Source organism: Amycolatopsis sp. FDAARGOS 1241 (assembly GCF_016889705.1).
In the GTDB taxonomy this organism is placed as follows: domain Bacteria; phylum Actinomycetota; class Actinomycetes; order Mycobacteriales; family Pseudonocardiaceae; genus Amycolatopsis.
On the sequence record NZ_CP069526.1, the window covers coordinates 6,004,585 to 6,024,389 of the forward strand.

Sequence of the window (19,805 nt, forward strand, 5' to 3'; positions counted from 1 at the left end):
GGTTCAGCCCTCCAGTGGGGTGATCAGGAGACTGCCGGACGCGTGCACGGTGGCGGCGTGCTCGGGCAGCACGAGGGTCGTGGAGTCCATTTCGGTCACGATCGCGGGGCCGGCGACCACGTCGCCCGCCAGCAGTTTCGCGCGGTCGTAGACCTTCGCGTCGAGCTGCTTGCCGGACACGTGGATCGGGTGCGTGTCCACGAGCGCGGCTGCCGGGTCGCCGGTGCCCTCGGGCAGCGTCACCGGCGCCACCGACGGGCGCGGGCCGGTGACCGTGGCTCGCGCGTTGACCAGCTCGTGGTCCACGCCGAGCAGGAACGAGAACAGCCGGTCGTGCTCGCCGTCGAACTGCTTGGCGATCAGGCCCAGCGCAGTATCGGGCGTGCCGAGCGCGGCGGCGTCGACCTCGACCGGGATCTCGAAGCCCTGACCGTGGTAGCGCACGTCGACCTGGAAGCCGAGCGTCTGGTCGGCGCGGTCGAGACCCTGCTCGGCGAGCCGGCCGCCGGCTTCGTCACCCAGCTCGCGCAGGATCTGGGCCAGCTCCGTGCCGGTCAGGTCCGCGAAGCGGCGCAGGACGGTGCGGGCCGCGACGTCGCGCAGGCTCGTGGTCGCGTCGCCCAGCGCGCACAGCACCCCCGGCGACGGCGGCACGATCACCGGCCACGCGCCGGTGAGCTTGCCGAGGGCGTTGGCGTGCAAGGGGCCCGCGCCGCCGAACGCCACGAGCGCGAATTCGCGCGGGTCGAAACCTTGCTGCACCGAGACGAGCCGCAGGCCGCCGAGCATGTTCTCGTTGACGATGTCGATGATCCCCGCGGCGGCCGCCTCGACGCTCGGCAGGCCCATCGCGTCGGCCACCTTGCCGACCGCCGCGCGGGCGGCCTCGACGTCGAGCGTGATCTCGCCGCCGGCGAGCTGGGCCGGCAGGTAGCCGAGCACGACGTTGGCGTCGGTCACCGTGGGTTCGGTGCCGCCCTTGCCGTACGCGGCGGGCCCCGGGTCGGCACCGGCCGACTGCGGGCCCACGCGCAGCGCCCTCGTCAGCTCGGGCACGTGGCCGATCGAGCCGCCGCCGGCGCCGACCGTGCGAACGTCCACACTGGACGCCCGCACGGTGAGGTCACCCACCTGCGTCTCCCGGCCGATGCGCGGGCTGAGATCCTGCACCAGCGCGACGTCGGTGGACGTGCCACCCATGTCGAACGTGATCAGGTCGCGGTGGCCGCACTGTTCGGCGACCCACACCGCGCCCGTCACGCCGCCGGCCGGGCCGGACAGCAGCATCGTCACGGGCGCCGACGCCGCCGCGTCGGCCGCCGACAGGCCGCCGTCGCTGCGCAGGATCGCCAGCTCGCCCCGCACCCCGCCGGCCGACAGCTCGCTCGCCAGCGTCTCCACGTACTTCTTCACCTGCGGCTGCACGTAACCGTTGGCGACGGTGGTGACCGTGCGCTCGTACTCGCGCAGCTCGGGCAGCACTTCGGAGGAGAGCGACACGGGTACGCCGGGCAACACTTCGGCGGCGAGCGCGGCGACGCGGCGTTCGTGCGCCGGGTCGGCGAAGGAGTTGATCAGGGACACGGCGAGCGCCTGGATGTCGCGCCCGCGCAGCTTCTCCAGCTGGGCCCGCACGTCGGCCTCGTCGAGCTCGCGGAGCACGGCGCCGTCGCTGGCGATCCGCTCGTCGACCTCGACGGTGTTCTCCAGCGCGGCCAACGGTTCCGGCTTCGGCCAGATGATCCAGCCGGCGAGCCCGCCCGGCACGTAGGAGCGCGCGATCTGCAGGACCTGGCGGAACCCGCGCGTGGTGACGAGCCCCACGCGGGCGCCCTTGCCCTCGAGGATCGCGTTGGTGGCGACCGTGGTGCCGTGCAGCACCTGCGCCACCTCGCTCAGGGCGATCCCCGCATCGGCGCACACCTTCGAAATGCCGTTGCGGACCGCGACGGACTGGTCGGCGGGGGTCGACGGGGTCTTCGCCCGCCACGTGGTGCCGGTGGTCTCCTCGACCAGCAGCACGTCGGTGAAGGTGCCGCCGACGTCGACACCGAGCCGGTAATTTGGCCTCGGCTCCGCCGAGGCGTGCGAGATCGCCTGGGAGCCGATCTCGCGCTGTGGTTGCCGTTGGGAGGACGTGGTGGCCGCGGTGATGGTGTGGCTGAGGAGATGAGTCACGGGTTCTCCTGATCTTCAGCTGCGCGGACCATGACCGCGCGGGCGTTGCGGATGTGGGCGGTCATCACGGCCCGCGCCCACTCGGGGTCGCCGGCGCGCAGGGCGGCGACGATCTCGACGTGGTGCGCGAGGCTGCGCCGCAGGGATTGTTCGTCGTAGGTGTGGAAGTTGCGCAGCACGACCGGCGCGTGGACGGCGGTCGCGAGCGCCCCGGCGAGCGCCGGGTGCCGGGCGAGTTCCGCGAGCTTGGCGTGGAACTCGCGGTTGAGGGGCACCAGCGCGTCGAGGTCCTGCCCCGGCCCGGGGTGGCCGACCTCGACCATGCGCGTTGCGAGCTCGTCGAGCGCCGCGAGGTCCGCGGCGCCCGCGTTCGGGACGGCGAGCGCGGTGAGCTGGGGTTCCAGCAGCGTGCGCAGCTCGAAGATGCCGTCCAGCTCTTCGACGCTCCACTGGCACACGCGGGCACCGCGGTTGGGGACGAGCTCCACGAGCCCCTCGGCGGCGAGGCGGGTCAGCGCCTCGCGCACCGGGGTCCGGCTCACGCCCAGCCGCGCGGCCAACTCGACCTCGCCGAGCCGCGAACCGGCCGGGAACTCGCCCCGCAGGATCAGCTCGCGCAAGGCGTCCACCGCACGCGTGGTCGACGTCGCTGTTTGTGTCACCAGTCACTCCGTCTCGCAGATTGTGTGCAATCTAAGCGGGAGTCTTGTCCGGCGCAAGGCTTCGGGCGTAGTTTCGCTTCAGATGTATACAAGGAGGAGTTCCGTGGGAAATCTGCTCGGTGCCGCCGCAACCCCGCGCAAGCGGCTGCGGGAGCTGCTGACGGCCGGTGCGCCGCTGGTCGCGCCCGGGGCGTACGACGCGCTTTCGGCCCGCCTGGTGGAGCAGGCCGGTTTCGACGTCGTGTACATGACCGGCTTCGGGACCACCGCGTCGCTCATCGGGCGGCCGGACGTGGGCCTGCTGTCCGGCGCGGAGATGATCGACAACGCGACCCGGATCGTCTCGGCGGTCGACGTCCCCGTGATCGCCGACGCCGACACCGGCTACGGCAACGCGATCAACGTGGTGCGCACGGTGCGCGCCTACGAGCAGGCCGGCGTCGCGGCGATCCACCTGGAAGACCAGGTGATGCCGAAGAAGTGCGGCCACATGTCGGGCAAGGCGGTGATCTCGCGCGAGGAGATGGTCGGCAAGATCACCGCGGCCGCCGCCGCGCGCCGGGACCCGGACTTCGTGCTGATCGCCCGCACGGACGCCGCGGCCGTGCACGGCCTCGACGACGCCATCGGTCGCGCGAAGGCCTACGCGGACGCCGGCGCGGACGTGCTGTTCGTCGAGGCGCCGACGAGCGAGGAGAGCATCGAGCGCGTCGCCGCGGAGCTGCACGGCGTCGCGCCGCTCGTGTTCAACTGGGCCGAGGGCGGCCGGACGCCGCCGCTGCCGCTGGAGCGCATGGCGGAGCTGGGCTTCTCCCTCGTGCTCTACCCGATCGGCACCCTGCTGGCCGCGACGGCGGGCATCCGGTCACTGCTGGAGGTCGTGCGGCGCGACGGGACCCCGGCGGCCGCGCTGGTGGGTGTGCCGACGTTCGAGGAGTTCACGACGCTCATCGGCCTGCCCGAGGTGCAGGAGCTGGAGCAGCGCTTCTCCGGCGAGTGATCAGGGTTTGCGCGCGGTGATGAGGAGGTGTTCCTCCGGCTCTGCGCCGGGTTTGCCGGGCTCGAAGATCTCGGACCGCGTACCGGTCACCTCGAGCCCGGCGGCCCGGACCCGCTGTTCGAGGTCGTCGGGGGCGAAGCTCGTGAGCCGCACGGCGTGGCCGAGGAACTCGAGCGGCACGTCCTCGATGTCGGCGGGCACGGTGATGAGCGCGAACTGCCCGCCCGGTTTGAGCCAGCCCGCGATCTTGCCGAGCACGGTCTCGGTCTCGGCGCGGGTCATCTGCAGGAACGGGAAGAACGCGCAGATCGCGTCCCAGCTGTCCGGCGCCGACTCCCATTTCCGCACGTCCACGTGGAGGAATTCGGCCGCGGGCACCTGTTCGCGGGCGATGCGGACCATCTCGCCCGACACGTCGAGCCCTGTGACGTGGTGGCCGGCCGCCGTCAAGTCCTCGGCGACCGGGCGGCCGGTGCCGCTGCCGATGTCGAGCACGCGTGAGCCCGGCGGGAGCGTCGTGAGCAGGTCGCGCACTGCGGCATCCACCACGGGCGGCCGGCCGAACGCCGCTTCGTAGTCCGCGCCGATCGCGTCGAACAGTTCTTGCGCCGTTGCTTCCTCGCTCATTCCACACTCCCCTCGTCAGCTGTCGACGGTCCACTCTGGCACAGACCCGGCGTGAATTTCCGCCGGTTGACACGCTTTGCCCCCGGGCCGAGGCTGCTTCGGGGGATTCGGAGGAGGACCGGGGTCCCGTCCGGCGGCGTCGGCGAACTGCGCGCACAGGGGGCCGACGCCGCCGGGCACTGTGCCCGGGCCCGCTCGAGCGCACCGCCGGGACGTACCGGCGCGCGGGGGCCGCCGGCGCCACGCGGGATCGGTCCCGGGTTGCCGGTGCTACCCCACGATCGCTCGCCGCGGCCAAGGCCGGCTACCCGGCGGCGCCGTCCGGTGGCGGTACCGGCTACTCGGCCCAGATGCCGCGCACGTGGCGGATGTGGCGGCGCATCAGGTCTTCCGCGCCGTCCGCGTCGCGGGCCTCGATCAGGTCCAGCAGCACCGCGTGCTCGTGCGACGACGGCACCAGCTCGTCGCGCTCCGCCAGCCCGCGCAGGCCGTAGATGCGCGACCGCGAGCGCAGGGACCGCACCGTCTCCACGAGGTGCGGGTTGCCCGCCTGTTCCAGCAGCCGCAGGTGGAACTGCATGTCGGTGGCGACGTGAGCGATGAGGTCGCCGTCGGCCGCCGCGCGTTCGATGCCGGCGGCCAGCGGGCGCAGTTCGGCGATGACGGCCGGCTCGACGCCGGTCGACGCGAGGTGGCGGATGGTGGGCACCTCGATCAGGGCGCGCAGCTCACTCAGGTCGTCCAGGTCCTTTTCGGACGGTTCGGTGACGCGGAAACCCTTGTTGCGCACCGTGTCGATCAGGCCTTCCTTCACCAGGTCCAGCATCGCCTCGCGCACGGGAGTCGCGGACACGCCGAACTGGGTGGCGAGGCTGGGTGCCGAATAGACGACGCCGGGGCGCAGTTCACCGGAGATGACTGCCGCGCGCAGCGTCTGGGTGATCTGGTCGCGCAGGTTGCGCTGGACGCCGAAGGTGGGCAGCGTCAGCGTGAGGTGCTCCTCCGTCGTCAACGTGGTTCTCCCCGGGCGGCCTGGTAGGTGGTGGCGGCGACCACCAGATCCTCCCACGCCATTCCCACGCTCTTGAACAACCGGGGCCCCGACCGGGGCACCGACGCACTCCCGCGCACGACGTCGGCGAGCGGCAGCAGCGCGTCCGGCGCCAGCGCCCCGTCGGAAACAGCCAGGGCCACGTCACCGGCCTCCCGCAGCGCCGTCGCAACCGCCTCGACCACGACCGCGGAGCGGCCGGCCAACGCCGAATCGACCTCCCGGACGTGCGGCTCGTGCGAACCCACCGCCACCACCACCGCGCCGTCGGCGACCAGCGAGCCGTCGAACAGCGGCGACGACGCCGTCGTGCAGCACGCGACGAGGTCGGCCGATGCGACGTCGGCCGGCGTCCCGACGCGGCCACCGCACGCCGCGGCGAAGGACTCCGCCGAAGACCGGCCCACGACCACGACCTCCTCCACCGGCCGGACCGCCCGCAGTGCCTCGACGTGGCTCGCCGCCTGCGGACCGGTGCCGAACACCACGAGCCGCGACGCGTCCGCGGGCGCCAGGGCGTCCACCGCCACCGCCGACACCGCCGCCGTGCGGATCGACGTCAGGGCCACCCCGTCCAGCACGGCCAACGGCGTCAGCGTCGGGCCGTCGAGCAGCAGGTACTCACCCTGGATGCGCGGCCGCCCGCGCGCAGGGTTGTCCGGCGCCACCGTCGCGACCTTCACCCCCGCGTAGTCACCCCAGAACGCCGGCATCAGCAGGAACTGCCCGCTCGGCACGGGCACGACCGCGCGCGCCGGGTCCGCCGCCGGGTCGAGCCCGTCCGCCAGGGCCGACCGCAGCGCCGCGATCGCCGAAGTCATCGACGGCCGCGCGTCGAGCACCTCGATCACAGCTGGAACCCCGCGGGGAACGGGTCGTCCGGGTCGAGGAAGTACTGCGCCGTGCCGGTGAGCCACGCGCGGCCGGTGATCGTGGGCACCACGGCGGGGAGGGTTCCGACCGTGGTCTCCTCCACCAGCCGCCCGATGAAATGCGTGCCGATGAACGACTCGTTGCGGAAGTCCGTGTGCAGCGGTAGCTCGCCGCGCGCGTGCAGCTGGGCCATCCGCGCGCTGGTGCCGGTGCCGCACGGCGAGCGGTCGAACCAGCCCGGGTGGATGGCCATCGCGTGCCGTGAGTGGCGCGCGTCCGAACCCGGCGCGGCGAGGTACACGTGGTGGCAGCCCGAGATCTCGGGGTTCACCGGGTGCACCGGCCGGTCGTGGGTGTTGATGGCGTCCATGATGGACAGTCCCGCGTCGAGCAGCCGCTGCTTCTCGGCGCGGTCGAACGGCAGCCGCAGCTCCTCGAGCCCGAGGATCGCATAGAAGTTCCCCCCGAACGCCAGGTCGTAGCGCACCTGGCCGAAGCCCGGCACGTCGACCTTGCGGTCCAGCCCCAGGGAGAACGACGGCACGTTGCGGATCGTCACCGACCGCGCGGCCCCGTCCTGCACGGCGACATCGGCGACCACGAGCCCGGCCGGGGTGTCGAGCCGGATCGTGGTGACCGGCTCGACGACCTCGACCATGCCCGTCTCCACGAGCACCGTGGCCACGCCGATGGTGCCGTGCCCGCACATCGGCAGGCACCCGGAGACCTCGATGAACAGCACGCCCCAGTCGGCGTCCTCGCGCGTCGGCGGCTGCAGGATCGCGCCGCTCATCGCCGAATGCCCGCGCGGTTCGTACATCAGCAGCTGCCGGAGGTGGTCGAGGTGCTCGACGAAGTGCTGCCGGCGCTCGGACATCGTGGTCCCCGGCACGACGCCGACCCCACCCGTGATCACGCGGGTCGGCATGCCCTCGGTGTGGGAGTCGACGGCGTGGAACACCCGCTTGGCGCGCATGGTCTAGGTAAGCCCTTCCTCGAGCGCTCGTTCGGTCGCCTGGCGGACCGTCTTCTCCTGCTCGGGCGTGAGCGGCACCCGCGGCGGCCGGCACGGCCCACCGTAGCGGCCCGCGATGTCCATGCTCAGCTTGATGGCCTGCACGAACTCCGTGAGCGAGTCCCAGCGCAGCAGCGGGTGCAGCAGCCGGTACAGCGGCACGGCCTTCTCCAGGTCACCCGCCGACGCCGCGGCCCACAGCTCGCTCGTGGCCTTCGGGAACGCGTTGGGGTATCCCGCGACCCAGCCGGGCGCACCCGCGATCGCCAGCTCCAGCAGCACGTCGTCGGCGCCGCACAGCACATCGAGCTCCGGCGCCAGCTCCGCGATCCGGTACGGTCGCCGCACGTCGCCCGAGAACTCCTTCACCCCGACGATCAGGCCTTCGGCGTGCAGCTCGGCCAGCAGCTGGGGCACGAGGTCGACCTTGGTGTCGAGCGGGTTGTTGTAGGCGACGATCGGCACGCCGGCCTTCGCGACCTCGCGGTAGTGCGCGATCACCGCACGCTCGTCGGCTCGGTAGGAGTTGGGCGGCAGCAACATCACCGCCGGACAGCCGGCCTCGGCCGCGTCCTCGGCCCAGCGCCGGGCCTCGGCGGACCCGTAGGCCGCGACGCCCGGCATCACCGTGAAGCCCTCGGGCGCCGCCTCGACCGCCGTGCGGACCACGCGCGTGCGCTCCTCGGCGCTCAGCGTCTGGTACTCCCCCAGCGAACCGTTCGGGGTGACACCGCCGCAGCCGCTCTCGGCCAGCCAGGCGACATGCTCGGCGTATGCGGCGAAGTCGACGGCCAGCGAACCCGGCCCGGCTTCCCGCAACGGCAGTGCCGCCGCCACCAGCACGCCGTGCCACGGCTTTTCGCGCCCCGTCATGAGCCCTCCAGCAAGTCGGTGAAATCCGTCGGAAATTCATCGTGCCATGTGTCATGTGTCATGTGACATTGTACAGTGGCCTGACCTCGTTCCCCGCCGTGGAGGTCCCATGCCCGAGACAACCGGTGCGGCGCCCCAGCAGCTGACATCCCACGTGATGGCGGCCCGGCTCGAGCGCCTGCCCCTCTCCCGGTTCCACTACAAGCTGCTCTTCGCGGGCGGCCTCGGCTACACCTTCGACGCGATGGACGGAGCGATCGTCGCCTTCATCCTCCCGTCGGTCACGAAGGAATGGGGGCTCTCGAGCGGAGCCACCGGCATCCTGGGCAGCAGCCTGCTCATCGGGTTCCTCTTCGGCGCGCTGGGCGCCGGCATCCTCGGCGACAAGATCGGCCGCCGGAAGGTGATGGTCAGCGCACTCGTGCTGTACAGCGTCGCGAGCCTGGTCGCGGCCGCCGCGCCGAACTTCGCGGTGTTGTTCGTCGCCCGCGTCGTGGCGGGGATGGGCACCGGCGCCGAGAGCGCGATCATCGCGCCGTACCTCTCGGAGTTCGTGCCCTCTCGGGTGCGCGGGCGCTACGTCGGATCGCTGGCCGGGTTCTTCGCGTTCGGCTACGTGTTCGCGAGCCTGCTCGGCTACTTCGTGGTCAGCGACGTGCCGCACGGCTGGCGCTGGGTGCAGGTGCTCACGTCGGTGCCGATCCTGATGCTGCTGTGGTGGCGGCGCACGCTGCCGGAATCGCCGCGGTTCCTGCACGTCCACGGGCGCGTCGCCGAGGCGGAGCTCGTGGTGTCCGACATCGAGCGGCAGGTGCGCGAGCGCGTCGGGCCACTGCCGGCACCGCAGGTGTCCACACAGGACGAAGATGTCCAGGTGTCGTCGGGCACAGTGGCGTCGAACCTGCGCTCGCTCGTGTCGACGGGGTTGCGCAAGACCACGATCACGTCGTGGATCTACTGGTTCGTCGCCATCTTCACCTACTACGGCTTCTTCACCTGGATCCCGTCGCTGCTGGTGAAGCAGGGCTTCGACATCTCGAAGAGCTTCCTGTTCTCCATCGTCATCTACCTCGCGCAGATCCCCGGCTACTACTCGGCCGCGTTCGTGAGCGAACGCCTCGAACGCAAGTGGACGATCGTGATCTACCTGGCCGGCGGCGCGGTCGGCGCGCTGGGGCTGGCGTTCGCGAGCAGCAGCACGCAGATCCTCGTGTGGGGGATCGTGTTGTCGTTCTTCATGAACGGCAACGCGGCGCTCGAGTACTCCTACACCTCGGAGATCTACCCGACGATGATCCGCACCACCGGCCTGGGCGTCGCGTCGGCGATCGGACGGGTCGGCGGCATCATCGCACCGATCGTGATCGGGTTCTCCTACAGCACCGTCGGCTTCGGCGGCGTGTTCACGATGCTGCTGGTGCTGCTCCTGATCGGCGCCGCCGTGGTGGCGGTGTTCGGGCAGCGCACGACCGGGCGCTCGCTCGAAACGATCGGACAGGAGACGATCGGACGTGACTGAACCTGGAGGTGCACTGATGGCAGCCGATCTCACCGTCCGGCACGTGAGCGTCGTCGACCCGGCGACCGACGACGTCGCCGGTGCCCGCGCGATCCGCATCGCGGCCGGGCGGATCACAGCGGTGGAGCCCGATCCCGGCGGCCCCGTCGGTGCGGGCGAACTGGACGGCTCGGGCCTGTTCGCGCTGCCGGGGCTGATCGACTGCCACGTGCACGTGAACGCGGTGAGCGCCGCGCTGGGCACGGTCGCCGACGCATCGCCCGCATACGTGGCGGCACAGGCCTCGCACCTGCTGAAGGACATGCTGGGGCGCGGCTTCACGAGCGTGCGCGATGTCGGGGGCGCGGACTTCGGCATCGCGGCCGCCGTCGCCGAGGGCCTGTTCACGGGTCCGCGGATCTTCTTCGGCGGCAAGGCGCTGTCGCAAACCGGCGGGCACGGCGACCTGCGCCCTGCGGGCCGCGACGTGCACGACCAGCATTACGCGATCCCCGTGCTGGGCCGCGTGTGCGACGGCGTCGACGAGGTCCGCCGCGCCGCCCGCGACGAGATCCGCCGGGGCGCGTACCACCTGAAGATCATGCTGTCGGGCGGCTGCGCGAGCCCGACGGACCGGGTGGACTCGCTGCAGTTCTCCGATGAGGAGGTCACCGCGATCGTCGAGGAGGCCGCCGCCGCCAACCTCTACACGGCCGGCCACGCCTACACCGCGGACGCGGTCAACCGCGGTTTGCGTCTCGGCGTCCGCACCATCGAACACGGCAACCTCCTCGACGCGACGTCCATCGAGCTGTTCCTGGCCCACGACGCCTTCTACGTGCCGACACTCATCACGTACCAGGCCCTGCTGGAGCAGAGCCGTGAACTCGGGTTCACCGCGCAGCAGTACGAAAAGGTCGTGCGCGTGACGGAAAACGGCTACCAGGCCCTGCAGCTCGCGGACTCCGCGGGCGTGCGCATCGCCTACGGCAGCGACCTCCTCGGCGCCATGCAGGCGCGCCAGTCGGAGGAGTTCACGCTGCGCGCGAAGGTCCAGACGCCCGGTGCCGTGCTGCGGTCGGCCACCACGGTGGCGGCGGAACTGCTGCGGCAGGAAGGCAGGCTGGGCACCCTCGCGGCCGGGGCGACCGGCGACGTGGTGCTCGCCCGGGCGAATCCGCTGGAGAGCCTCGACGTGCTCGCGAACCCGTCGTCCGGCATCGCCGCCGTCGTGCAGGAAGGGGTGGTGCGCGTGCGGCGCTGAGCGCTCAGCCGGTCGCCGCGGCGAGGAGCTCGATCGACCGCGCGCGGGCGGCCGGGTCGTACACCGGCGTCATGACGAGCAGTTCGTCCGCGTCGGTGCGGTTCACCAGGTCCGCGAGCTGCACAGCGACGGCGGCCGGGGTTCCGGTCACCAGCGCCCACGGGTGCCGGAAGGCGGCGCGTTCGTCGTCCGTGAGCTCGCGCGCGGTGACCCCGGCCGCTGCCGGCAGCGGTCCGGTGTCGCCGTGGGCCTGCCGCGCCAGCGAGACGTACCAGGGCCAGGTGAAGAACTCGGCGCGGTCCGCGGTTTCGGCGCACACGGCCAGGCACGAGACCATCACCCGGGGCTCGGCGAGCCGGTCCGACGGCGTGAACGCCCGCCGGTAGAGCTCCTGCGCCGATTCCGTGTCGTCCGGGCGGAGGTGGTGGGCGAACGACAGCGGCAGACCCAGCCGGGCCGCCAGGCCCGCGCCGTCGGCCGACGAGGCCGGCACCCAGAGTTCGGCGTGGTTCGCGTGCCCGGCGGCGACGACCACGCCGTCCGGGCCGCGGCCGGCCGGCGACGTGTACCCGGCCAGCTCCGCCGCTTCTCGTTCGTACTCCTCGTGCTCGGGCATGGGCACGCCGCGGCGCAGGGCGCGGATCGCGGTTTCGTCGAGGGTGCCGGACCCGCGGCCGAAGCCGAGGTCGATGCGGCCCCGGAAGAGCGCGTCGAGCACCGCGGCCTGCTCGGCCAGCGCGAGCGGCGCGTGCAGCGGCAGCAGCATCCCGCCCGAGCCGACGCGGATCCGGTCCGTCGCCGCAGCGATCCGCGCCATCAGCACGCCCGGAGCGGCCGCGGCGGTCGACCCCACGCTGTGGGTGTTCGACGACCCAGAACCGCCGGTACCCCGCCCGGTCCGCGCGCCGGGCCAGCCCGACGGTGGCGGCGAGGGCTCCGGCCGGGGTGCGGCCTTCCTCGATCGGCGACAGGTCGAGGATCGACAGCGGCACGGTGAGCACGCGCGTCAGCTTAAGCCGCCCGCCGACCGATGATCAGCGGTTCGGCGCAACAACGGCCGAATCCGGGCCGGCCGACACCGACACCGGGCCCGAACCGGCCACGAGCCGCGCGTAGTCCCGCTCGTCGAGCACCACGATCGGCAGCCGCAGGTCGTACAGCTCGGCCGCGACCCACGCGCCGAGCATCAGGATCGCGTCCGGTTCGGTGAGCACGAGCGCCGCCGGCGCCGTGCCGGCCCGGATCTGCTCGGCCAGCACCGAAGACGACGAACTCGACCCCCGCGCCCGCGGCAGCGCGACCACGCGGCCGGTCAGCGTCGCGCCGCGCTGCGGGTGGTGCTCGTCGACGATCCGGCCGGTGAGGTCCGTCCCGCCCCAGAACGACAGGGGCGCGTCGAGCACGAGCAGGTCCCCCGTCGCCGAGCCGGGGAACACCGTGCGCCCGGTCAGCTCGCCCACAGCGCCTCGTCCCGCACGACCCGGCCGGCCCGTGCCGACGCGACGCACTCGGCCAGCGAGCCGAACACCACGGCCACGCCGACGTTGCCCGGCGCGTACCACGCCCATTTGCCGGAGTTCGTCATCGCCGTGCGCACGTCCTCCTCGACGATCGGCGTGAGGTAGGTGCAGGTGTCGACGACGATCCGTCCACCGGCCGCGCGCACGGTTTCCGCGTAACCGAGGCGTTCGGCCTCCACCAGCACGGCGCGGCTCGTGGTCACGTAGGCCGGCACGCGGAACGGCTCGCCCTTCCCGAGCAGCGCCGCCAGCCGTGCGAACTCCGTCAGCGAAAAGTGCGGTGTGCCCAAGCACAACGCGTCGATCGCGGCTCCCCGCGCCGTCGTCAGCTCGTCCCGCACCGCCCGCAGCTGAGCCGCTTCGGCCACGTGCACCGGAATCCCCGGCGCCGCAACGGCTTCCGGCGTGGGCGCCTCCGGCGTCACCCCGGCGACGTGGAACAACCCCACTCCCCCGCTTGAGGCCGCCGCCGCGCCGAACGCCTTCAGCTGGTCCTCGGTCACCTCCGACGCCACGCCGGTCACCACCGGCACCCCGCTCCCGGCCAGGCGGCCGGCGAGATGCCCGAGCACGCCCCACGCCGCGTCCTCGGCGAGCAACCGCGGCGACAACACCGCGCAGTCGAGCCGGACCGTCGCGCGCCGGTTCTCGTCGCGGTGCAGCCCCGCGTCCGGCACACGGCCGGTGATCGCCGCGGCGATGTCCAGGAAATCGCCGTAGCGGTCGGTGCGGGCGCCGAGCACGGAGTTGGCGAACACGATCGCGTTGGACTCCGCCCACGCCACGTGCGTACCGAACGCCGGGCGGTGCGTGAGCTGGTACGGCGCGCAGGTCCAGGTCGGCGTGCACCCCAGCGCGGTGTAGGCAGCCATCTGCCGGCGCGCTCCCGCGGCCGTCTCGGGGTCGGCGCGCACGAGGTCCGGGTGGCGCAGGTCGAGCGAGCCGACGTTGAGCGTGGTCGGCACGGCGACCCGCCCGGCCAGCTCCCCGAGCCGTTCGACGAAGTCCAGGCCCGCCTGTCCGTGGTAGAGGCAGCCGTCGACGTGGGCGCTCTGGACGGTCAGCAGCCGCGGCGCTTCCCGCACCCGCGCGAGCGCGACCACCATCCGCAGGCACAGCCGAGCCGCCTCACCGCGCGCACCGGCGAGCGCGGCTTCGTCCTCTTCGGACAGTTCGAGCTCAGCCACGGGCGAGGTCACCGAGCTTCACCGGCTGCGCGATCGGCCGCGCCGCGACGCCCGCGAGGTCGGTCGCCACCGGCTCCCGGCCGCACTCCGCCGCGACCAGGCACGCCGTCGCGTAGCCGCACACACGGCCCTGGCACAGGCCCATGCCCGGCCGCGCCAGCAGCTTCACGGTCCGCGCGTCGGTGGCCCCGAACTCCGTCACCGCGGCGCGCACCGTACCGGCGGACACCTCCTCACAGCGGCACACCTGGGTACCGGCGTCGAGCCACGTCTGCCAGCCCGGCCGGACGGGGTGCGCCGCGTGCATCGCCGAAGCGAAGGCGCGCAACGACTTCCGCTGCCGCAGCAGCCGTGCGACGGTGTCGCGGCCCGGCTCCGCGCCCACGGTCGTCAGCGCCGCGTGCAGGCCGGCGAGCTCACCCTCCACAACGGACAGCGCGGCCCCTCCGACGCCGCACACCTCGCCGGCCAGGTACACGCCGGTGGCGGACGCGCGCTGCCGGTCGTCGGCGACGGCCACCAGAGAACCATCCGCGCCGAGTGCCGTGTCGCAGCCCAGCTGCAGCGGGAGCTCCAGCTGGGGCGTGAACCCGTAGCCGACGGCGACGGTGTCGCACGCGATCTCGCGCGCGCTCCCCGGCACGATCCGCCAGCCGGGATCCAGCGACGCGGCGGTCACGCCCTCGACGCTGTCCGTGCCGTGGGCGGCGATGATCGCCGTGCGCGTGCGGTACGGAACGCGGTGGCGCACCAGCGTTTTCAGGTACCCGGCACCTTCGGCGAGCTTGCCCGCGTTGGCCAGCACGGCCAGCGGCGAACGCGCGAACCCGGCGGGTGAGCCGGCCTCGAACACCCCCACCACGTCGGCTCCCGCGGTGACCAGCCCGGCCGCGACCGGCAGCAGGAACGGCCCCGTCCCGCCGACCACGATCCGGCTGCCGGCCCGCACACCGTGGCCCTTGAGCAACGCCTGCGCCCCGCCGGCGGTGTAGACACCGGGCAACGTCCAGCCGGGGAACGGCAGCTGCCGGTCGTAGGCGCCGGTCGCGACGACCACCGCGCGGCAGGTGAACTCGCCGCGGTCGGTGTGCACGGTGAACCCGGCTTCGGTGCGTTCGACGTGCCAGATCGCGTGCCGCGTCCGCAAGTCCACTCTCGACAGTCCGGACCGCAGGCGCACCAGCGTCCGCCAGTCGTGGTGGCCCGCTCCGTCGTCGCCTTCGCGGTGGCGCCAGAACTGCCCGCCGACGCGCGCGCCGGCGTCCACGAGCGACACCCGCGCCCCGGCGCTCGCCGCGGCCACCGCGGCGGCCAGACCCGCGGGCCCGGCTCCCAGCACGGCCAGATCGCAGTCAGCAGGCGAGATCGCCACGGCCCGCTCCTTCCTGCGGTTCGATCACGTCACCCGGGCGCACCTCCGTGAGACACGCGCGCCGGCCCGGCTCACCGTTGACCACGACCAGGCAGTCGAAGCACACGCCGATGCCGCAGAAGATCCCGCGCGGCGCGCCCTCGCGGCGCGTCGTGCGCCACGAGCGGTGACCGGCGGCGATCAGCGCGGCACCGACGCTCTGGCCTGCCTCCGCGACGATCTCCATGCCGCGGAAGGAGAACCTCACCGGATCCGTCACGCGGCCTCCTCGAAGCGATCCGCCCGGAACGGCGCGAGCTCGAGGTCGGGCTTCACGCTCGTCGTCAGTTGCGCCACCAGGTGCCCGGTCGCGGCGGCGAGCCCGATCCCCGCGCCCTCGTGGCCGCACGCGTGCACCAGCCCCGGCAGCCGCGGGTCCTCGCCGATCACGGGCAGGTGGTCGGGGCAGTACGGGCGGAACCCGAGGTAGCTGCGCAGCAGCGCGACGTCGGCCAGGAACGGGAACACCCCGATCGCCTGCGCCGCCAGCTTGCGCACCACGGCGAGCGAGAACTGCCGGTCGAACCCGACGCGCTCGCGGCTCGCGCCGATCAGCACGGTGCCGGACTGCATGCCCTCCACGACCACGGACGTCTCCAGCCCGGCGTCACCGCTCGCCACGTTGGCGACATAGTCGGCGGTGTAGACCTTGTGCCGGATCACGCGCGGCAGCGGTTCGGTGACCAGCACGAACCCGCGCCGCGGCAGCACGGGGATCGGCGCGCCCGCGAGCGCCGAGAGCTCGCCGCCCCACGTGCCACCCGCGTTCACGAGCCAGCGCGCGGAGAAGTCGCCGCGGTTGGTGGCGACCCCGGCGAACGCCCCGTCGGCGCGGCGCCGGAACGCCCGCACCTGGGTGCCCGTGTGCACCTGCGCGCCGAGCCGGCCGGCCTGGCGCAGCAGCTCCGCGGCCGCGAGCATCGGCTGCACCTGCTTGTCCTGCGGGTAGTACGCGCCGGAGGAGACGTTCTTCGTCAGGTTCGGCTCGAGCTCGGCCACCTCGGCCGGCGTCAGGTCCACGGCCTCGACGCCCCGGGCGCGTTGCTCCGCGGCCAGCGCGGCCAAGCCTGTCGCGGCGTCCGCAGACTGCGCGACGACCACGCCGCCCTTGTGCTCCAGCTCCAGCGCGCCCGGCCCGAACCGCTCCCCCAGCTGCGCCCACAACTTCACCGAGAGCAGCGCCAGGTCGAGCTCCGCGCCGAGTTCCTTGTCCGACACGAGGATGTTGCCCTCGCCGCCGCTGGTCGTCCCACCGGCGACCCCGCCGCGCTCCAGCACGGTCACCCGCAGGCCGGCCGCGGCGCAGTAGTACGCGCACGCCGCTCCGACCACTCCGGCGCCCACGACGAGCACGTCGGGGGACCTTCCCGTCGCCACCATGGTCAGTAGTATGTCACATTGCACAAGGTCGGAACGTGCGGTTCCCCGCACGGAAGCGGGGCCGGCCCACCGGACCGGCCCCGCTTGGCGCACACCTCAGAAGGCGTCCGGTTTCAGGACGAAGTCCGCCGTCACCGTCTGGCCCTTCACCAGCTTGACGGTCCCTGCCAGCCGGTGTTCTGGCCCGGGAAGTCCTGCCCGCCGCGCTGGTCCACGCGCGTGAAGCAGCCGTTGGCGACGGTGCACGGCGGCAGCCCGAACTGCGCGCGGTAGACGCCCATTTCGGCTTCCGCGCCGGGGGTGTCGTAGGCGTCGACGATCGCGACCGTCATGCCGTCGCCACCGGTGGCCGTGGGGAGTTCGTACGCGCTCGCGAGGTCGGCCGGCCCGTAGCCCTGCGGCACGGCGGCGCGCGCGAAGCCGTGAGCGTCAGCGCGGAAGAGCGCGAAACACGTGACCTCACCGGGTTTCGGCGTCTCCGGGCACGCCCGGCGCCCGGTCGCCGGCGCGGGCGGCGCCGACGGTGCAGTGGCCTTGGTGGGCGCTGCCTGCGCCGCCGGCGCGATGGCGAACGCGACCATCGCCAGGAGGAACGTGAGGAGGATCCTGAAGGCAGCTCTGGGGAACGACATGCGCGTCCTTTCGCTGACGAACCGCGGTCGACTGCTCACCCGATGTCGCGGAATTCTGTCAGCGTCACCCGGGGGTCGATCACCCGTCGACGGACAGAAAACCGGACAAGATCAGGGTATTTGCCGATGTTCGGGAACATCGCACGGCGAAGGGAGCACTGGTTCAGACCATTGGGAGCAGCGCCCCGGCACCGCCTCGCGCCGGTGGACAAGAACGAGACAGGGCATGATCGCGGCGGGGGGCGAAGCCGGCCGGGGAGAGAGGACGCGAGGCATGCGGATGGGCCTGACGCGGTGGACGGTGCGCGCGACCGGCGACCTGGCCGTGGTGCCGGCCGAGCTCGTGGCGCGGCTGCGCTCCGGGGTGCCGGCCACGGTGCCGGGTTCGGTGCACACCGACCTGCTCGCCGCCGGCCTGATCCCCGACCCGTACCTCGACCGCAACGAGGACCTCGTGCAGTGGATCGGGCTCACCGACTGGCGCTACGAGACCACCTTCGACCGCCCGGACGCGCCGGGCACCGCGGCGCTCGCGTTCGACGGCCTCGACACGGTCGCGTCGGTGGAGCTCAACGGCCGGGTGCTCGGCGCGACGGAGAACATGCACCGCTCGTACCGCTTCCCCACGGGTGAGCTGCGCCCGACGGGCAACGAGCTGTCGGTGACCTTCGGCTCGGCCGTGCGCCACGCGCGGGAACGCGCGGCGGGCCACCCGCTGCCGCGCACGAACGACGGCGAACCCTCGAACTTCATCCGCAAGATGGCGTGCAACTTCGGCTGGGACTGGGGCCCGTCACTCGTCACCGCGGGGCTCTGGCGGCCGGCGCGGCTCGAGGTGACGACGGGCCGCCTGGCCTCGGTGCGGCCGGTGGTCACGGTCGAGGGCGCCGACGGGGTCGTCACCGTCCACACCGAGGTCGAGGGCGAGGGCCGCGTGCGGGTTCGCGTCGGGGACGTCGAGGCGGACGGTGACACCGCACGCGTGCCCGGCGTGCGGTTGTGGTGGCCGCACGCACTCGGCGAGCAGCCGCTGTACCCGCTGGAAGTCACGCTGGAAGCCGGCGACGGGACCGTGCTCGACCGCTGGACGCGCGAGATCGGCTTCCGCACGGTGGCGCTGGACACGACCGGTGGCGCGTTCACGCTGTCGGTCAACGGGACACCACTGTTCGTGCGCGGCGCCAACTGGATCCCCGACGACTGCTTCCCGCACCGCGTCGACGCCGAGCGGTACGCGCGCCGGATCGAGCAGGCCAGGGACGTGAACATCGACCTGCTGCGCGTGTGGGGCGGCGGGATCTTCGAAAGCGACGAGTTCTACGCCGAGTGCGACCGCAAAGGCGTGCTGGTGTGGCAGGACTTCCTGTTCGCCTGCATGCCCTACCCGGAGGACGTGCTCGCCGCCGAGGTCGAGGCCGAGGCGCGGGAGAACGTGACGCGCCTGGCACCGCACCCGTCGCTCGTGCTGTGGTGCGGCAACAACGAGAACTACCTCGGCTGGTTCCACCGGGGCTGGCAGGAGCGCCTCGCCGGGCAGCCGTGGGGCGCGGGGTTCTACGAGAAGCTGCTGCCCGCCGTCGTCGCCGAACTCGACCCGACGCGGCCGTACGTGCCCGGCAGCCCGTGGGCGCTCTCGCCCGAGCGCGACGCACTGGACCCCGACCACGGTTGCCAGCACGTGTGGGACGTGTGGAACGAGCGTGACTACCCCGGCTACCGCGACACCGTGCCGCGCTTCGTGTCCGAGTTCGGCTGGCAGGCGCCACCGGCGTTCGCGACACTGGCCGAGGCCGTGCACGACGAGCCGCTCGCTGCCGACTCCCCCGGCGTGCTGCACCACCAGAAAGCCTTCGACGGCAACGGAAAGCTCGCCCGCGGCCTCGCGCCGCACTTCGCGGCTCCGGAGACCTTCGACGATTGGCACTTCCTCAACCAAGTCAACCAGGCTCGGGCGATCCGGCTCGCCGTGGAGCACTACCGCTCGCACGCGCCGCGCTGCATGGGCGCGATCGTGTGGCAGCTCAACGACTACTGGCCCGTCACCTCGTGGGCGGCGGTCGACGGCGCCGGGCGGCCGAAGCCGCTGTGGTACACGCTGCGCGAGGTCTACGCCGACGAACTGCTGACGATCCAGCCGCGCCCGGAGGGCCTCACGGTGTTCGCCCTCGGCTTCTCGCCGGCCGCAATCGACGTGCGCCGGATGTCGGTGTCCGGCGAGGAACTGGCGTCGGCGTCCGTCGCTCCCGGCACCGTCCTGGGGCCCGAGTTCACCCCCGCCGACCCCGCCCGCGAGTTCCTGGTCGCCGACGCCGGTGACGAACGCGCCTTCTGGTTCTTCGCCGAGGACAAGGACATCGCCTATCCGGAAGCCGCCTTCACCCACACCGTCACCGGCTTCGACGGCGGTTACGAGGTCACCGTCGTCGCCGAGACGCTCCTGCGCGAGGTGTGCCTGTTCCCCGATCGCCTCGCCGCCGACGCGACGGTGGACCACTGCCTCGTCACGCTGCTGCCGGGCGAGTCGGCGACCTTCACCGTGGAGACCACCGCGCACTTGCAGCCGGCGGCTCTGACGACGGCGCCGGTGCTCCGCTGGGTCGGGTGAGCAGCAGGTCACAACCGCTTAGATACAAG

At 72.7% G+C, this 19,805-nt stretch carries 18 protein-coding genes; 4 read left to right on the forward strand and 14 right to left on the reverse strand.

All coding sequences use genetic code 11. The features are described from left to right. Positions 1 to 3: 3 nt before the first annotated feature. Complete coding sequence (locus tag I6J71_RS29535; protein ID WP_239153982.1) at positions 4 to 2,178, reverse strand: hydantoinase/oxoprolinase family protein; 2,175 nt, start codon at positions 2,176 to 2,178, stop codon at positions 4 to 6. Then, entirely contained in the window at positions 2,175 to 2,840 is a 666-nt protein-coding gene (locus I6J71_RS29540; protein WP_204089861.1) for a GntR family transcriptional regulator, read from the reverse strand. The genes I6J71_RS29535 and I6J71_RS29540 overlap by 4 nt, the downstream gene beginning before the upstream one ends. A gap of 103 nt (positions 2,841 to 2,943) precedes the next feature. Here I6J71_RS29540 and I6J71_RS29545 point away from each other — a divergent pair, with 103 nt between their 5' ends. Continuing rightward, on the forward strand, positions 2,944 to 3,840 hold the full coding sequence (locus I6J71_RS29545; protein ID WP_239153983.1) for an oxaloacetate decarboxylase: 897 nt from the start codon (positions 2,944 to 2,946) through the stop codon (positions 3,838 to 3,840). Here the strand turns inward: I6J71_RS29545 and I6J71_RS29550 are convergent, their stop codons facing one another. From I6J71_RS29550 to I6J71_RS29570, 5 genes are all read right to left on the reverse strand, one after another. After that, positions 3,841 to 4,467: a class I SAM-dependent methyltransferase gene (locus I6J71_RS29550; RefSeq protein ID WP_204089863.1), complete on the reverse strand. Its 627-nt coding sequence runs from the start codon at positions 4,465 to 4,467 to the stop codon at positions 3,841 to 3,843. A 337-nt stretch (positions 4,468 to 4,804) separates the two neighbouring features. Next, complete coding sequence (locus tag I6J71_RS29555) at positions 4,805 to 5,479, reverse strand: GntR family transcriptional regulator (protein WP_239153984.1); 675 nt, start codon at positions 5,477 to 5,479, stop codon at positions 4,805 to 4,807. Continuing rightward, positions 5,476 to 6,369, reverse strand: a complete 894-nt coding sequence (locus I6J71_RS29560; protein WP_239153985.1) for an ornithine cyclodeaminase family protein — start codon at positions 6,367 to 6,369, stop codon at positions 5,476 to 5,478. The genes I6J71_RS29555 and I6J71_RS29560 overlap by 4 nt, the downstream gene beginning before the upstream one ends. Continuing rightward, on the reverse strand, positions 6,366 to 7,367 hold the full coding sequence (locus I6J71_RS29565) for a proline racemase family protein (protein ID WP_204089864.1): 1,002 nt from the start codon (positions 7,365 to 7,367) through the stop codon (positions 6,366 to 6,368). The genes I6J71_RS29560 and I6J71_RS29565 overlap by 4 nt, the downstream gene beginning before the upstream one ends. A 3-nt stretch (positions 7,368 to 7,370) precedes the next feature. Then, a complete protein-coding gene (locus I6J71_RS29570) occupies positions 7,371 to 8,279 on the reverse strand; it encodes a dihydrodipicolinate synthase family protein (RefSeq protein ID WP_204089865.1) in 909 nt (302 codons plus the stop codon). Positions 8,280 to 8,388: 109 nt separating this feature from the next. Between I6J71_RS29570 and I6J71_RS29575 the strand changes: the two genes are divergently transcribed. Together I6J71_RS29575 and I6J71_RS29580 are read left to right on the forward strand one after the other, a co-directional pair. Next, positions 8,389 to 9,798, forward strand: coding sequence for an MFS transporter (locus tag I6J71_RS29575; RefSeq protein WP_239153986.1), 1,410 nt, complete (start codon positions 8,389 to 8,391; stop codon positions 9,796 to 9,798). A gap of 16 nt (positions 9,799 to 9,814) precedes the next feature. Next, on the forward strand, positions 9,815 to 11,041 hold the full coding sequence (locus I6J71_RS29580; protein WP_204089866.1) for an amidohydrolase family protein: 1,227 nt from the start codon (positions 9,815 to 9,817) through the stop codon (positions 11,039 to 11,041). Positions 11,042 to 11,045: 4 nt separating this feature from the next. Here the strand turns inward: I6J71_RS29580 and I6J71_RS29585 are convergent, their stop codons facing one another. The 7 genes from I6J71_RS29585 to I6J71_RS29615 all read right to left on the reverse strand — a co-directional run bounded on the left by I6J71_RS29585 (position 11,046) and on the right by I6J71_RS29615 (position 17,171). Continuing rightward, entirely contained in the window at positions 11,046 to 11,894 is an 849-nt protein-coding gene (locus I6J71_RS29585; protein WP_204089867.1) for an MsnO8 family LLM class oxidoreductase, read from the reverse strand. A gap of 181 nt (positions 11,895 to 12,075) precedes the next feature. Further along, complete coding sequence (locus I6J71_RS29590) at positions 12,076 to 12,501, reverse strand: aconitase X swivel domain-containing protein (protein WP_204089868.1); 426 nt, start codon at positions 12,499 to 12,501, stop codon at positions 12,076 to 12,078. After that, positions 12,489 to 13,748 carry an aconitase X catalytic domain-containing protein gene (locus I6J71_RS29595; protein WP_239153987.1) on the reverse strand — a complete coding sequence of 420 codons (1,260 nt, stop codon included), beginning with the start codon at positions 13,746 to 13,748 and terminating at the stop codon, positions 12,489 to 12,491. Before I6J71_RS29595 ends, I6J71_RS29590 begins: the two co-directional genes overlap by 13 nt. Continuing rightward, positions 13,741 to 15,120, reverse strand: coding sequence for an NAD(P)/FAD-dependent oxidoreductase (locus I6J71_RS29600; protein ID WP_239153988.1), 1,380 nt, complete (start codon positions 15,118 to 15,120; stop codon positions 13,741 to 13,743). Before I6J71_RS29600 ends, I6J71_RS29595 begins: the two co-directional genes overlap by 8 nt. After that, positions 15,101 to 15,379 (reverse strand): (2Fe-2S)-binding protein, encoded by a 279-nt coding sequence (locus tag I6J71_RS29605; RefSeq protein WP_370541987.1) that lies wholly within the window; start codon positions 15,377 to 15,379, stop codon positions 15,101 to 15,103. Before I6J71_RS29605 ends, I6J71_RS29600 begins: the two co-directional genes overlap by 20 nt. Continuing rightward, positions 15,376 to 16,539: an FAD-binding oxidoreductase gene (locus I6J71_RS29610; protein WP_204089870.1), complete on the reverse strand. Its 1,164-nt coding sequence runs from the start codon at positions 16,537 to 16,539 to the stop codon at positions 15,376 to 15,378. Before I6J71_RS29610 ends, I6J71_RS29605 begins: the two co-directional genes overlap by 4 nt. 146 nt (positions 16,540 to 16,685) lie before the next feature. Further along, on the reverse strand, positions 16,686 to 17,171 hold the full coding sequence (locus I6J71_RS29615; RefSeq protein WP_204089871.1) for a hypothetical protein: 486 nt from the start codon (positions 17,169 to 17,171) through the stop codon (positions 16,686 to 16,688). Between the two features lie 274 nt (positions 17,172 to 17,445). On the opposite strand from I6J71_RS29615, the gene I6J71_RS29620 reads away from it, so the two are divergent. Further along, positions 17,446 to 19,776, forward strand: a complete 2,331-nt coding sequence (locus I6J71_RS29620; RefSeq protein WP_204089872.1) for a glycoside hydrolase family 2 protein — start codon at positions 17,446 to 17,448, stop codon at positions 19,774 to 19,776. Positions 19,777 to 19,805: the final 29 nt, after the last annotated feature.

Coding starts and splice junctions, on each gene's coding strand:
- I6J71_RS29570 (WP_204089865.1), bottom strand. CDS start 8,279: ATGACGGGGCGCGAAAAGCCGTGGCACGGCGTGCTGGTGGCGGCGGCA.
- I6J71_RS29565 (WP_204089864.1), bottom strand. CDS start 7,367: ATGCGCGCCAAGCGGGTGTTCCACGCCGTCGACTCCCACACCGAGGGC.
- I6J71_RS29550 (WP_204089863.1), bottom strand. CDS start 4,467: ATGAGCGAGGAAGCAACGGCGCAAGAACTGTTCGACGCGATCGGCGCG.
- I6J71_RS29615 (WP_204089871.1), bottom strand. CDS start 17,171: ATGTCGTTCCCCAGAGCTGCCTTCAGGATCCTCCTCACGTTCCTCCTG.
- I6J71_RS29610 (WP_204089870.1), bottom strand. CDS start 16,539: ATGGTGGCGACGGGAAGGTCCCCCGACGTGCTCGTCGTGGGCGCCGGA.
- I6J71_RS29575 (WP_239153986.1), top strand. CDS start 8,389: ATGCCCGAGACAACCGGTGCGGCGCCCCAGCAGCTGACATCCCACGTG.
- I6J71_RS29620 (WP_204089872.1), top strand. CDS start 17,446: ATGCGGATGGGCCTGACGCGGTGGACGGTGCGCGCGACCGGCGACCTG.
- I6J71_RS29580 (WP_204089866.1), top strand. CDS start 9,815: ATGGCAGCCGATCTCACCGTCCGGCACGTGAGCGTCGTCGACCCGGCG.